Raw genomic sequence first — 13,309 nt, 5'->3', positions numbered from 1 at the left:
CCCCCCCCCACCCCCCCCCCCCCCCCCCCCCCCCCCCCCCCCCCCCCCGCGGTGCGGTTGCCGGGGGGCCGGGTGCCCCGGGCCGCGGCCCCGCCCCCCCCGACCGCCCTGCGGCTGCGCCGTGTCACACGGCCTCGGGTGCCTCCGCGGGATGCGCCGGCGGGGCGATGAGGGACGCCACGGGGTTCGTCACCGTGCGGCAGCGGGTCCAGCCGGCGGCCTCGACGTCGCCGGGCGAGGCGATCTCCACGGGTTCCGCGGCCGGGGCGGTGCCGAGCAGCCCGCGGTCACGGCAGTAGTCGTCGTCGTAGACCGTGGACAGGTAGCGCTGCGGGCCGTCGGGGAACACGGCGACGATGCGTGCCCCGGAGGAGTAGGTGCGGGCGGCCCATCCGGCGACGAGGGCTACGGCGCCGACGCTCCAGCCTCCCGACGCGTAGTGGGAACGGGCCAGCGCCCGGCAGGTGTGCACGGCTTCGGCCGGAGCGACCCAGTGCACCTCGGTGAACTGCTCGTACGCCACGTTGCGGGAGTGGATGCTGCTGCCGATGCCCCGTACGAGGCGGGGCCTGACGGGCTGGCCGAAGGTGATCGAGCCGAGCGTGTCCACGCCGATGACGTGCAGGTCGGGGTTGACGGCGCGCAGCGTCCGGCTGACGCCCGCCGAGTGACCGCCGGTGCCGACGCTGGTGACCAGGACGTCGACCCGGCCCAACTGCTCGATCAGCTCCCCGGCCAGGGGCGCGTAGGCGTCCGCGTTGTCGGGGTTGTCGTACGGATCCGCGCACCACGACCCCGGCTCGGCCGCCAGCAGTTCGCCCACGCGCCTGCGGCAGGCCTCCTGCCAGCCCCGGTAGGGGTGGGCGTCGCGGACGATGTCGAGGCGGGCGCCGCGTGCGCGCAGCAGGCGCTTCATGTCCGGCTCCAGGTCCGGGTCGGTCACCAGTGTGACGGGGTGGCCGAAGACCCGTCCGGCGAGCACCAGTCCGAGGCCGAAGGCGCCGCTGGTCGACGCCAGGACGGTCCCGCCGGGGAGGAGGTCGCCGCGCTCGCGGGCGCGGCCGACCATGTGGACGGCTGAGCGGTCCTCGATGCCGCCGGGGTTGGCGCCCTCGAGTTTCGCCCAGAAGCCGCGTCCGGGCGAGGTGAGGGGGTGGGAGATCCACAGCAGGGGCGTGTTGCCGACCGCGGAGGCGAGGTCGCGGCCGGTGGTGGGCTCGTTCATGGTGTCCGCCTTCTGGTATCGGGAAGAGTGCCGTGCGCGGCTCGCCCGCCACCCGTGTGCGTACGGGCGGGGGGTGAGGGACCGTCAGCCGGTCCGGGCGGGCGTCTTCTAGATGCGCCAGAGGCAGAGGACGGACGGCTCCGCGGTCGCTATGCGGGCGTCGGGGGCCGGGTCGCTCCCCCGCGTGTTGCGCGAGGCGGGCAGCTGTCCGGGCGCCGTTCGGGCGGTACCGGTCTGCGCGGGGCCGGTTCCGTGCTCGCGCGGTCCGGTGCGCGACCCCGGCAGTTCGGAGGAGCCGGGTGAGCAGTCCTCGCCGGGGTGGTGCGGAGCGACGGGGTGGGGCCGCTCCTCCGCGTTCGTCAGATGGACGTGCGGGGGGAGTCCGTAGTGGACGTGCGCGGGCGAGCCGGCCACGGTGAAGCAGAATGCGGCCAGCAGCGCGACGAGGAACGTCGGGCACGTTCCGCGGTGGCGGCCTCGCACAGGCCGCACATTACGCCATGAAGCGTCCCGGAACGGTCTCAGGCGTGCGGTGGTTTGCCGCTCAGATGGTGATCCGCGAGGTTGAGCACCTCGTCGACGAGCCTGCGCAGATGGCCGTCGGAGAGTTCGTAGATGACCCGGCGGCCCTCCTTGTGGGGGGAGACCAGGCCTGCGATCCGAAGTTTGGCCAGGTGCTGGCTGACGGCGGGACGCGCGGCGCCGACCCGCGCGGTCAGCGTGGAGACGTCCGCCTCCCCCTCGGTCAGCGTGTGCAGCACGGCCAGGCGGGTGCGGTCCGCGAGCAGGCTCAGGATCTCCGCCCCGCGGGCGTAGTGCTCGGCGCCGGGTTCTCGCGGATGCGCACCATGCGCAGGTGATAGGTGCATGCGTGCGTTCATGTGCACATAATGGAGGGAAGACACGGCCCGTGTCCACCCGCGACTCCCCGGAAGGCGGTCCCATGAACGGCCGGCACACGCACAGCCACGACCACGGTCACGGTCACGGTCACGGTCACGGTCACGGTCACGGCGAGGGTCACGCCCCCCGAGGCCGGGCACGCCTGCGGCACCGGCTGGGACACCTCCTGCGCCCGCACTCACACGAGTCCGCCGACAAGGTGGACCGGGCCCTGGAGTCCTCCGCCGAAGGCATGCGGGCCCTGTGGGTCTCGCTCGCCGTCCTCGGCGTCACCGCGGCCGCCCAGGCCGTGGTCGTCGTCCTGTCCGGCTCGGTCGCCCTGCTCGGAGACACCGTGCACAACGCGGCCGACGCCCTCACCGCGCTGCCGCTCGGCGTCGCCTTCGTCCTCGGGCGGCGGGCCGCGACACGACGCTTCACCTACGGCTACGGCCGCGCCGAGGACCTCGCCGGAATCGTCATCGTCCTCACGATCACCGCGTCGGCCGGCTTCGCCGCCTGGACCGCCGTGGACCGGCTCCTGCACCCGCGGGACGTCGCCTACCTGCCCGCGGTGGCCGTCGCGGCGGTGATCGGCTTCATCGGCAACGAATGGGTGGCCCGCTACCGCATCCGGGTCGGACGGAAGATCGGCTCGGCCGCGCTCGTCGCCGACGGCCTCCACGCCCGCACCGACGGCTTCACCTCACTGGCCGTGCTGCTCGGCGCCGCGGGCGCGGCGATGGGATGGCGCCTGGCGGACCCGGTCGTCGGGCTCGCCATCACCGCGGCCATCCTGCTGGTGCTCCGCGACGCCGCGCGCGAGGTCTTCCGGCGCCTCATGGACGCCGTGGACCCGGCGCTGGTCGACGAGGCGGAGCGTGCCCTGCGTGCGGTGCCGGAGGTCCGGGAGGTGGCCGAGCTGCGCCTGCGCTGGATCGGGCACCGGCTGCGCGCCGAGGTCGCCGTGGTCGTCGACGGCGACCTCAGCGTGCGCCAGGCCCACCATGTCGCCGTCGCGGCCGAGCACGCGCTCCTGCACGCGGTGCCCCGCCTGACCGCCGCCCTGGTCCACGCCGACCCCGCACCCGCCCCGGGCATGGCCGACCCCCACGCCGCGCTGGCCCACCACGCGGCGTGAGGCCCGGGCCGCCGCCCCCACCCGGCGCACCGCCACGCAGGGCGCCCTCGGGGGCGTATGGCGCCGCCCGACACCACGTCAGCCCACGGGCCGGGCACGTCGAGGAGGTCCGGAAATGCCGGTAGTGCGCGCGCATCCACCGAGACTTGACTGGGCATATCTTCCGATATGCACCAGATTCGGCACCTTCGACTCGTTCCTCCGCCCCGTGCGCCCGAGCACCCTGGCGGCTGTCACTGGGTGAGGTGGGCCCGTGGGCACAGTGGGGATGACCCTGACCATCGTGATCCTCGTGCTCGCTGGAGTCGGGCGGCGGCTCCACCGATACCCCGGCGGCTGGAGATTCGCGTTCTCCGGCCGTCATGACGCCGACAGGGACGCCTTGGACCGCGCCCGGCGGACCGTCCGCACGCTGCGGCGCGGCGCGCGGCGCGAACTGGCCGGGGCACGGGCGCGGGTGGCCCGGGCCGACCGCGCGCACCGGCGGCGCGTCGGCGACGCCGAGCGGCACCTCGCGCGGCTGCGCCGGCCCGGCAAGGGTGCCTTCGTCGCGGCGCTCGGCAAAGTGTCCCTGCACGAACACGTGATGGTGATATCCGGGCCGAAGACGAAGGTCCTGCCCCTGGACGGACTGCAGGTCCGGTTCGAGCACAGCGCGGTCGGCAACCACATCTACCTCAGGCGGCCGGACGCGGTCCACCTGCAGTCCTACCCGCCCGGTGAGCACGCCGAGGACAGCGTGCGCGGCTTCGGCGTCCGGATAGAGAACGCGGTCGCCACGGAGAGCACGTTCCTCATCGGGCTCGCCACGTCGGTCAAGAAGGCGGAGGACGCCCTCAAGGCGGCCCACGCGGACACCGGCCGCGCCCGGGAAGCCCGCAGGCAGCTGGTCCTGGTGACCGCCCGCCGGCGCCGCGACCCCGCGCTCGCCGAAGCGCTCGCGGACCTCGAAGCCGCCCGCGACCGGTGGCAGGGGCTCACCGGACGACGTCCTCCCCGCTGATGGGCCGCCACTCGACACGACCGCTCACCGTGCCCGGGATGCGCTCCCGTCGGCCGCGCTCTCCACGGCTTCGGCCCGGTCGACCAGGCGCAGCGCGGTCTCGGTGGCGGCGACGAGGGAGGGATTTCCCTCGGCCCGCCGCTGACGCAGCGCCATCTCCAGCAGGGCTCGGGCCTCCGCGGTCCTTCCCTGGTCCAGGCGTTGTTTGCCCAGGTGCTGGAAGCAGAAGGAGAGCAATTCCGGGGCATGGGCTTCGGAGAGGTCAAGCGCCCGCTGATAGTGGGGTTCCGCGGCGTCCGGCTCACCGCAGTAACGGTGGGCGTCGCCCAGATTGATGTGGACGGCGATGGCGAGCCTGTCGTCCGCGTGCGCCAAGGCCCGCTCCAGCAGGTCGACGGCCTCCTCGCGGCGGCCCAGCACGAGGAGTCCCACACCTGCCCGGCGCAGCAGCGCCGGCTGGTCGAGTGGGCCGTCGAGCAGTCCGGCGACCGTCCGGGCCGGCGTCTCTTGGTCGGTGGGGACCATGCGGCCGTTCTCGTCCAGGGCGATCAGGTGCTCCACGTGGTCCCGTCCTCCGTCTGCCGGAGGGGAATGATGACGTACCTCGCCGCTCCGCGCGACATCGGAATCACGCCTGCTTCCGCGGCGAGTCGGACGACGTGAAGGCGTCCCAGTCGGCGCGGCCGCCGGCCCCCATGACGCCGGTGGCGGTGCCGAGTTCGGCGTCGGAGCGTGCGTGCAGCTCGCGTCGGGCCATCCAGGAGACCACCGGGGGGAACAGCGGTCGCAGGGGCTGGCACCAGCGCAGCCAGGCCGGTGCGTAGACGTGGTGGGCACGGCGGGCGATACCGGCGGCGAGCCGGTCGGCGACCTGGGCGGGCGGGTGGACGCGGCGCGCGAACGGTGGCTGGTTCCGCCGCAGGGCGTTCAGCACGGGGTGGTCGTCGAGGCCGGTGATCATGTCGGTGCCGGTCCAGTGGAGGTAGGCGATGCCCACGGTGACGCCGTCGGGCTCGACCTCGCCGCGCAGGGCCTGGGCGAAGGACTCGGCACCGGCTTTGGAGGCGCAGTAGGCGCTCATCAGCGGGGCGGCCGAGAAGGCGGCGGTCGAGGCGATCTGCAGGAAGTAGCCGCGGGTGCGCGTCAACTGCGGGAGGAAGGCCCTGGCCGTGTTCGCGGCGCCGATCAGGTTGACGTCGACGACCCGTTGCCAGAGGTCGGCGTCGGTCCGGGCGAAGGGTCCGCCGGCGGCGATCCCGGCGTTGGCCACCACCACGCTGGCGGGGCCGAGTTCGGCCTCCACCCGGTCGGCGGCGGTGTCGAGCGCGGTGCGGTCGGTGACGTCGGCCTCGACGAAGATGTTCGGGTTGGGCAGTGAGGAGGCCGCTTCGCTCAGGGTCGTCTCCTCGCGGCCCAGCAGTGCGACCCGCATGCCGAGTTCCGAAAGCTGCCGCGCGAGTGCCTCGCCCACTCCTCGGGCCGCGCCGGTGACGACGGCCACGCGCCCTTCCAGCGGGGCCGTGGCGCCGCGGCTGCGCGCGCTGGTACCGGTCATCCTCACTGGCACACCGTTCGATCCGGGTACGAAACTGCGTGGGCACCACCGAGTGAAGCCGAGATCCCGGCGCGGAGCCGCGTGCCGCGTCGGCGGCCACGGGGCGGCCACTCGAACGGAGGCCCGCGGCGGACGGGACGAGGGAGACGGCGATGGGCACCCTGCGGGCCGGGCAGACGGCGGTGCGCCGCGATGTGCACTGCGGCGGCCGCGTGTGGAGCGAGCACGCTCTCCGCGTCCTCTCCGACACCGGCACGGCCCTGGTGACCGCCTGCGCTCCCGGCGCGGAGACCCGTCTGCCCGTACCGTACGCGCGGGCCCGCGCCGCCGGGGCGGGCCCGGGACGCGCCAGCGCGATGGACGCCCTCGGCTCGGGGCGGTGGGAGCTCACGCGGGGGCGGTGGCGGGAGACCGAGCTGCGGATGTGGAAGCCGCCGACCGCCTGGTTCAGCGTCAACGCCTTCTACGACGAGGCCGGTCTGCGGAACTGGTACGTCAACTTCGAGCGCCCCATGATCCGGAACACCGGCGGGTTCGACACTTTCGACCTCTTCGTGGACCTGGTCGTCACCCCCGATCTGACCGGCCAGCGGTGGAAGGACGAGGACGAATACGCCCACGCCCGCAGGCTCGGCGTCGTCACGGACGCCGAACACCGTGCCGTCGAGGCCGCACGCGAAGAGGTGCCGGCGATGGTGGAGCAGCGTTCCGGGCCCTTCGGCGACGCCGCCTTGTGGTCGGCCTGGCGGTGGGAGCCGGACTGGCCGGCACCGCGCCTGCCGCTCGCCGCGGGGTGAGGCGCGTGTCCGGTGGGATCAGCCCCGCGGGCCGGCGGAGCGGTCCCGGGAGGCGTCCGCGCCCCAGCTCGCCAGCAGGCGCAGCGCCTCCTCCGACGCCGAACCGGGTTCGGCGTGGTACGTGGACAGCGACTGCTCCGGGTCGCCGGGGAGCGCGAGGGTCTCGTAGCGGAGGCTGAGCGCGCCCGCCAGCGGGTGCAGCAGCCGCATGGTGCCGTGCGACTTCCGCCTGACGTCGTGGGCCGCCCACAGCGTCCGGAAGTCATCGCTCTTCATAAACAGTTCCCCGATCAGTGCCGCGAGCAGCGGATCGTCGACGTGCTGACCGGCGTCCATCCTCAACTGGCCGACCACGTCGGCGGCCTTGGCCTCCCAGTCGGCGAACAGCCGTCGTGCCGCGGGGTCGAGGAAGGTGATCCGGGCCCAGTTGCGTTCCTCCGGGGCGCGCTCGGCCCAGTCGCCGAAGAGCGCGGACGCCGTGCTGTTCCATGCCAGTACGTCGCTGCGCCGGCCCCACACGTACGCGGGCACGCCCTCCAGCGCCGACAGCAGTTCGCGCACCGCGGGCCGCACCGGCCCGCGCCGGGCCGCCGCGGGCCGGCGCCCGCGCCGCCCGGGCCGGGCCAGGTGCAGCAGGTGGGCGTGTTCCGTCTCGGAGAGCCGGAGCGCCCGGGAGATCGCGTCCAGCACCTCCTCGGACACGTTGTGGACGTTGCCCTGCTCCAGGCGCGTGTAGTACGCCACGGACACCCCGGCGAGCTGCGCCAGCTCTTCCCGCCTCAGGCCCGGTACCCGGCGCCGGCCGTACTCGGCGAGCCCCACGTCGGCCGGCTTGAGCCGGGCCCTGCGGGTGCGCAGGAACTCGTTGAGCTCCGCGCGCGCGTCGAGGTCGCGCCGGGGGCGGGGTCCCGGACCGGGATCCGGCACGCCTTCCGGCACGGCTTCCGGATCGGTGCGGAACTCGGGACGGACGGCCATGCGCCCCAGTATCGCGCCGCAGCCCGGACGGAGCCTGTCCCTGCCGGTGGTAGGCACACGGGACGTAGGCGGAGCGGGGCTCTGGGTAGCACCGTGCGGCCGGAGCAGCCTGGACGGACCCCCGGGGACGACCGCCCGGGGCCACGCGATCCGCCGCGGCGGATCGCGTGCCGTCCGGACCCGTCCGCCCGTGTGTCGGCGGGTCACCCACAGCACATGGACCAGGAAGAATGACGGAAACGACCACCACAGCTCCGTCCACCGCAGCACGCGGACGGAACGGCCTTCCCGGGAGGGCCCTCTTCGGCCTCTTCCTCAGCGGGTTCGTCGGCATCCTCACCGAATGCCTGCCCGCCGGCCTGCTGCCGGAGATCAGCGGCACGCTCCGCACGAGCGTGTCGCTCACCGGCCAGACCGTGACGGTCTACGCCCTCGCCACCGCGATCGGTGCGATCCCCCTGACCCGGTTGACGGCCAAGTGGCCCCGCAAGAACGTGCTGCAGCTCGCGCTCGGCACCGTCGCCGTCACCAACGCGCTCACGGCGCTGTCCGGCGACTACGCGCTCACCCTCGTGATCCGGTTCGTGGCGGGCCTGGGCACCGGGCTGGTCTGGCCCCTCCTCGGTGGCTATGCCGCCCGGCTCGCCCCCGAGGGACGGCAGGGCCGGGCCATCGCCATCACCCTGGCCGGAACCCCGGTGTCGCTGGCGCTGGGCGTCCCGCTGGGCACCTGGCTGGGCGGGCTCGGCGGTTGGCAGCTCGCCTTCCACGCCTCCGCCGTACTGACCGCGCTGACCATGGTGTGGATCCTGGCGACGCTGCCGAACCTGCCGGGCCGGTCGGCGGACGAGCGCTTCACCGTCCCGCAGGTCCTGCGCGTACCGGGGCTGCGCACCATCCTGTTCGCGCTCGCGACGTACATGGTCGCCCACAACATCCTGTACACCTACGTCACCGATCTGCTCGGGTACCTGGGCATGGGCGCGCGGACGGGCTGGGTGCTGTTCGACTTCGGCGTCACGTCGATCCTGAGCGTCCTGATCGTCGGCACCCACATCGACCGGCACCTGCGCAGGCTCGTCGTGGGCAGCACCGCCCTGTTGGCGCTGGCCGTGCTCGTGCTCGCCGTGTCCTCCGGTGTGCCCGCGCTGGTCTACGTCGCCGTCGCGGCCTGGGGCTTCGCCTTCGGCAGTTCCCCCAGCCTGTTCATCGGCGCCGCCATCAACGCGACGGGGGCGGCCGCCGACGTCGCTCAGTCGATCACCATCACGGTCTTCTCCTCGTCCATCGCCCTGGGCGGCCTCGCCGGCGGCCTCCTGGTCGCGGACCTGGGGACGGCGTCCATCACCTGGGCCTCGCTGGCCCTGCTGGTCGCCGCCGCGGCGGCCGTGACCGGCGGCAGGAAGCACGCCTTCCCCGCGGGCGCCTGAGGCGGACCGGGGCAGCCGTGGCCGGGCACCCCGCTGGGCCCGCGCCGAAGGCGGGCCCAGCGGGGCGTACCGCGTACGCCCCGACGGACGGCGACCGGGTCAGGCCCCGACGCGGGGCGGGGTCGGCGTCCCGTACACGCGCTTGGCGTGCGAGGCGTACAGGCGCGGGGCCAGGAGCGGCATGATCAGCCGGGGCACCAGCGGGGCGTGCGAGAGGACCGCCTTGATCACCGCGGGGTCGCCCTCGTACATCACCATGCCGAAGGCCAGCGGCAGGTCCTTCTTCGGGCTGTTGGCCATGCCGTGCTCGCCGAGCCCGGCCCACTCGGCCGCGGTGATGTACTCCTCGGCCAGCGGAAGGATCTCCTTCTCCTCCAGGGCCATGTGCTCCAGGAGCCGGTCGAGCAGCACCTCGAGGGCCGCGGCGAGGGTCTCGCCGTCCCGTGCGGTGGTGCGCCACCCCGCGAGGAGGCCGGTGACCTCGGTGAGCGCGGCGTCGATGCCGTGGTGCTGCTCCTCCATCGTCGGGACGATGGCGGCGGTCCGCGCACCGCTCCGCTCCAGGAGACGCGGCCACAGCACCTCGTCCTCGCCCTCGTGATGGAGGTGCAGGACGAGGCACAGCTTGTCGGCGTGGTCCGCCACGACCCCGGCGCGCCCGACGTCGCCCGCTTCCACCTCCCGGACGAGTTGCGGGAGAAGGCGGAACTCCCGGCGCATCATCGTGTGCGCCATGTACATGTCGCGCACATCGGCCATGGGCTCGCTGACTGTCCGTACCACTGCTGAAGCCTCGATTGTAATGGGAGATGAAGATCGCGCAAGAGCTCTTCGCATGCTCCCAGCGGCGGGGCTTCGAGGGCATCGGGAGAAATCCGTATCCTGCCGCGGAGTCCGGCCCGCGCCACCGCCCGGCCGGAGCCGGCGGACGATCAAGAGTTCTCCCGATGCGCGGACGGCCCCGCTCCGCCAGCATCGGAGGCGCTCCGCCCCGGCCGTTCCGTCGGAGCCGCCGCTTCGCGGGGACCCCCGCCCGCGAACGCAGCGCCCCGTGGCCGAGCCAGTCGGGGGGGCTCGCCACGGGGGTCGCCCAGCTCTCCCGGACGGGCAGGAACCACGGCTTGTTACCCTTCGGCGAGAATTGTCCGCACGACCACGACCGGGACGCCGCCCCCGGCACCCGGTGGTCACCACCCACAGGTCCCCACAGGTCTCCCCAGATGAGCGCCCCCACCTCGGCACGCCAGCGCGTCAGCCCCGTCTTCGTGGGCCGGCGGGCCGAGCTCGCCGAGCTGCTGCGGGCCGCCGAGACGGCGGACGGCGGTGAACCGCAGGCCGTACTCGTCCGGGGCGAGGCCGGGGTCGGCAAGACACGGCTGGTCGGGGAACTGCTGCGGTCCCTGGAGACGAGGGCGGCCGTCGCGGCGGTCGGCGGCTGCGTCGAGCTCGGCGGCGACGGCCTGCCGTTCGCGCCGTTCTCCGAGGCCCTGCGCGTCCTGTGGCAGCGACTGCCCGACGAGGTGCGGGCGGCGAGCGCGGGCCACGAGGACCTGCTCGCCCGGATCCTGCCCGACCCCGGCGGCGAGCCGCCCGCCGACCAGCGGGACGACGACGTGACCCGGCTCTTCGAGCTGACCACCCGCGTCCTGGAACGCCTCGCCGCCGACCGCCTGGTCGTGCTCGTCATCGAGGACCTGCACTGGGCGGACGCCTCCACCCGCAAGCTGCTGAGCTACCTGTTCCGCACCCGGCGGCGCGGCAGGCTGCTGCTCCTCGGGACCTACCGGTCCGACGACATCGACCGCCGGCACCCGCTGCGCCCGCTGCTCGCGGAGCTGGGCAGGCTCAGGTCCGTACGCCGTGTCGCGCTCCCCCGGTTCACCCGCGGGGAGGTCGGCGGACAGCTGACCGGAATCCTCGGGACGCCACCGGACCCGGCCGTCCTCGACGACGTCTTCGCCCGCTCCGACGGCAACGCCTTCTTCGTCGAGGAACTCGCCGCAGGCGGCCGGGACCGCCCGGGCCCGGGGCTCCACGACCTCCACGACCTCCGCGACGTGCTGCTGACCCGCCTGGAGTCGCTGCCGGAGACCAGCCAGCGCATCCTCCGCACGGCCGCCGAGGGCGGATCGGTGACCGGGTACACGCTGCTGCGGGAGGTGGCGGGCCTGCCCGAGGACGAGCTGATCGAGGGACTGCGCGCCGCCGTCCTCGCCCAGGTCCTCGTCCCCGAACCGGGCGGCTCCGACTACCGGTTCCGGCACTCGCTCGTGCGCGAGACCGTCAGCGAGACCCTGCTGCCGGGCGAGCGCGCGCTGATCAACCGCCGGTACGCGCACGCCCTGGAGGCCGAGCCCACACTCGTGCCCGCCGTGGAGCTGTCCTGCCGCCTGGCCCGGCACTGGCACGCGGCGCACGACTCCGTGAAGGCCCTGCGCATGAGCGTCACGGCCGCCGAGGAGGCACGTCACTGCTACGCCTACACCGAGCAGCTGTGGCACCTGGAGCGCGCGCTCCAGCTGTGGGACCGGGTCCCGGACGAGGCCCGCGCGGCGCTGCCCGCCCCGCGCTGCCCGCAGACGTACCCGCGCGGCGGCCCCGGCAACGCGGACGACACGACCGGGCCCGCGCGCCTGGACCTGCTCGCGACCGCAGTCGTCGCCGCGCACCACAACGGCAGCCTCGACAAGGCCCTGCGCCTGACCGACACCGCGCTGGCCGGCCCGCCGCCGGAGGACGAGCCGCACCGGCTGCGCGCCGCGTGGTTCCGGACCCAGCGTTCGCGGCTGATCCAGGGACTGAACCGCGGCGACGGATGGCAGGACCTCGAGACCGCGCGGAAACTCGTCGAGGGCCTGACCCCTTCGCCGGTCCACGCCGACGTCCTGGTCCACATCGCCAACTGGAGCGCCGTCCACCGCCCCGGTCCGGACAACCGGGCCGCCACCGACGAGGCCGTCCGGTACGCGGCCGCCGTGGGCGCCGAGGCACTGGAACTGCACGCCCGGATCACCAGGTGCCTGCTGGAATCCGAGACGGACGGCGACGGCGCCGGCATCGGCGAGCTGTACGAGGTCAGACGGCGGGCGGAGGAACTGGGCGAGCTCGGCATCGCCGGGCGGGCCAACCAGAACCTGCCGTCGATCCTGGAGGGCATGGGCCGTTCCGAGGAGGCCGTCGCGGCCGCCGACCACGGCATCGCGCTCTGCCGCTCGCTCGGCCTGGCCGACCACGAGGCGTGGGTGCACTCCAACCGGTCGATCAGCCTCTTCTCCCTGGGCCGCTGGGCGGAGTCCGACGCGGCCCTCGACGAGGCCGCCGCGGTCGCCCGCTCGCACCTGCCGCGCTGGACCTTCGCGGCCCGCCGCGCGTACCACCTGCTCCACCGCGGGGACGCCGACGGCGCCGCCCGGCAGTTGGCGCTCGCCGACGAACTGCGCGGCACCGAGCGGCTCCGGGCCCAGCTCCTCGTCGCACTCAGCCACTGCACGATGGGGATCGCGGCGGGTCAGGGCCGTCTGGCGGACGCCCGGGCCGAGTTCCTGCGGGCCGACGCGGCGGGCCTGACCACCGGACCCGTCCGCTGGTCGCTGCCGCTGCTGCGCACCGCGGCGGCGGTCGAGGCCGAGGCCCGCCGTTGCGACTCCCTGGACGGGCCCTCGCCCGACGTCCTCGCCGCGATACGCCGCGCAGCCGGCCGGCTCGACGTCGTCTTCCCCGTCTGGGCGGGGTACGAGCGGCTGCTGCAGGCGGAGTTGGGGCGTGCCGAGGGGGACGACGACCCGGCCCTGTGGTCCCGTGCCGTGGCCGCCTTCGCGGCCCTGGACCGTCCCTACGAGTCGGCCGCGGCACTCCTCGGCGAGGGCCGCGCCCTCCTCGCCGGCCACCAGCGCCGAGCCGCGGCGCTCGACCGGCTGGGCCGGGCCCGGCGGATCGCCGGCGACCTCGGGGCGGGCCTGCTCCTCGCAGACGTCGAAGCGCTGCTGCGCCGGGCCGGCACGGACCCGGCGGAGGATCATGAGCCGCCCGCGAGCGCCACGGCCGACGAACCGGCGCCCTTCGGGCTCACCCCGCGCGAGTCGGAGGTGCTGGGGCTGGTCGCGAAGGGCCACAGCAACCGCCGGATCTCCGAGGAGCTCTACATCTCGCAGAAGACGACGAGCACCCACGTATCCAACATCCTGGCCAAGCTCGGTGCCTCCAGCCGCACCGAGGCCGCGGCGATGGCGCACCGTCACGGGCTCCCGCGCTCCCCCGGGGGTGCTGACGGGCGGCCTTGACCCGGGCCGGACCGCAAC

General features: G+C 74.4%; 12 protein-coding genes. 5 read left to right on the top strand and 7 right to left on the bottom strand.

Annotated elements, in window-relative coordinates; translation table 11 throughout:
• Nucleotides 1-124: 124 nt before the first annotated feature.
• From ACFW3D_RS35585 to ACFW3D_RS35575, 3 genes are all read right to left on the bottom strand, one after another.
• Nucleotides 125-1,225: a PLP-dependent cysteine synthase family protein gene (locus ACFW3D_RS35585; RefSeq protein ID WP_500511619.1), complete on the bottom strand. Its 1,101-nt coding sequence runs from the start codon at nt 1,223-1,225 to the stop codon at nt 125-127.
• 108 nt (nt 1,226-1,333) lie between these two features.
• Nucleotides 1,334-1,708, bottom strand: a complete 375-nt coding sequence (locus ACFW3D_RS35580; RefSeq protein WP_500511617.1) for a hypothetical protein — start codon at nt 1,706-1,708, stop codon at nt 1,334-1,336.
• Between the two features lie 38 nt (nt 1,709-1,746).
• Complete coding sequence (locus ACFW3D_RS35575; RefSeq protein ID WP_500511615.1) at nt 1,747-2,106, bottom strand: ArsR/SmtB family transcription factor; 360 nt, start codon at nt 2,104-2,106, stop codon at nt 1,747-1,749.
• Between the two features lie 62 nt (nt 2,107-2,168).
• Here ACFW3D_RS35575 and ACFW3D_RS35570 point away from each other — a divergent pair, with 62 nt between their 5' ends.
• Both ACFW3D_RS35570 and ACFW3D_RS35565 read left to right on the top strand, forming a co-directional pair.
• The gene (locus ACFW3D_RS35570) at nt 2,169-3,248 is read left to right on the top strand and encodes a cation diffusion facilitator family transporter (protein WP_500511613.1); all 1,080 of its coding nucleotides are present in this window, start codon (nt 2,169-2,171) and stop codon (nt 3,246-3,248) included.
• Between the two features lie 253 nt (nt 3,249-3,501).
• The gene (locus tag ACFW3D_RS35565; protein ID WP_500511611.1) at nt 3,502-4,251 is read left to right on the top strand and encodes a hypothetical protein; all 750 of its coding nucleotides are present in this window, start codon (nt 3,502-3,504) and stop codon (nt 4,249-4,251) included.
• A gap of 24 nt (nt 4,252-4,275) precedes the next feature.
• Here ACFW3D_RS35565 and ACFW3D_RS35560 read toward each other — a convergent pair whose 3' ends face one another.
• Complete coding sequence (locus ACFW3D_RS35560) at nt 4,276-4,812, bottom strand: tetratricopeptide repeat protein (protein ID WP_500511609.1); 537 nt, start codon at nt 4,810-4,812, stop codon at nt 4,276-4,278.
• Between the two features lie 67 nt (nt 4,813-4,879).
• Complete coding sequence (locus tag ACFW3D_RS35555) at nt 4,880-5,806, bottom strand: SDR family oxidoreductase (RefSeq protein WP_500511607.1); 927 nt, start codon at nt 5,804-5,806, stop codon at nt 4,880-4,882.
• Nucleotides 5,807-5,958: 152 nt separating this feature from the next.
• On the opposite strand from ACFW3D_RS35555, the gene ACFW3D_RS35550 reads away from it, so the two are divergent.
• A complete protein-coding gene (locus tag ACFW3D_RS35550) occupies nt 5,959-6,603 on the top strand; it encodes a ribonuclease FAU-1 family protein (RefSeq protein WP_500511605.1) in 645 nt (214 codons plus the stop codon).
• 18 nt (nt 6,604-6,621) lie between these two features.
• Here the strand turns inward: ACFW3D_RS35550 and ACFW3D_RS35545 are convergent, their stop codons facing one another.
• The gene (locus ACFW3D_RS35545) at nt 6,622-7,581 is read right to left on the bottom strand and encodes a helix-turn-helix domain-containing protein (RefSeq protein WP_500511603.1); all 960 of its coding nucleotides are present in this window, start codon (nt 7,579-7,581) and stop codon (nt 6,622-6,624) included.
• A gap of 230 nt (nt 7,582-7,811) precedes the next feature.
• Here ACFW3D_RS35545 and ACFW3D_RS35540 point away from each other — a divergent pair, with 230 nt between their 5' ends.
• Nucleotides 7,812-9,011, top strand: a complete 1,200-nt coding sequence (locus ACFW3D_RS35540) for an MFS transporter (protein ID WP_500511601.1) — start codon at nt 7,812-7,814, stop codon at nt 9,009-9,011.
• A 99-nt stretch (nt 9,012-9,110) separates the two neighbouring features.
• Here the strand turns inward: ACFW3D_RS35540 and ACFW3D_RS35535 are convergent, their stop codons facing one another.
• Nucleotides 9,111-9,770: a hemerythrin domain-containing protein gene (locus tag ACFW3D_RS35535; RefSeq protein WP_500511599.1), complete on the bottom strand. Its 660-nt coding sequence runs from the start codon at nt 9,768-9,770 to the stop codon at nt 9,111-9,113.
• A 461-nt stretch (nt 9,771-10,231) separates the two neighbouring features.
• Between ACFW3D_RS35535 and ACFW3D_RS35530 the strand changes: the two genes are divergently transcribed.
• The gene (locus tag ACFW3D_RS35530) at nt 10,232-13,291 is read left to right on the top strand and encodes a helix-turn-helix transcriptional regulator (RefSeq protein WP_500511597.1); all 3,060 of its coding nucleotides are present in this window, start codon (nt 10,232-10,234) and stop codon (nt 13,289-13,291) included.
• Nucleotides 13,292-13,309 lie beyond the last annotated feature (18 nt).

Source organism: Streptomyces sp. NPDC058864 (assembly GCF_042742985.1).
Classification (GTDB): Bacteria; Actinomycetota; Actinomycetes; order Streptomycetales; family Streptomycetaceae; genus Actinacidiphila.
This window is presented reverse-complemented; position numbering and strand designations above follow the sequence as displayed.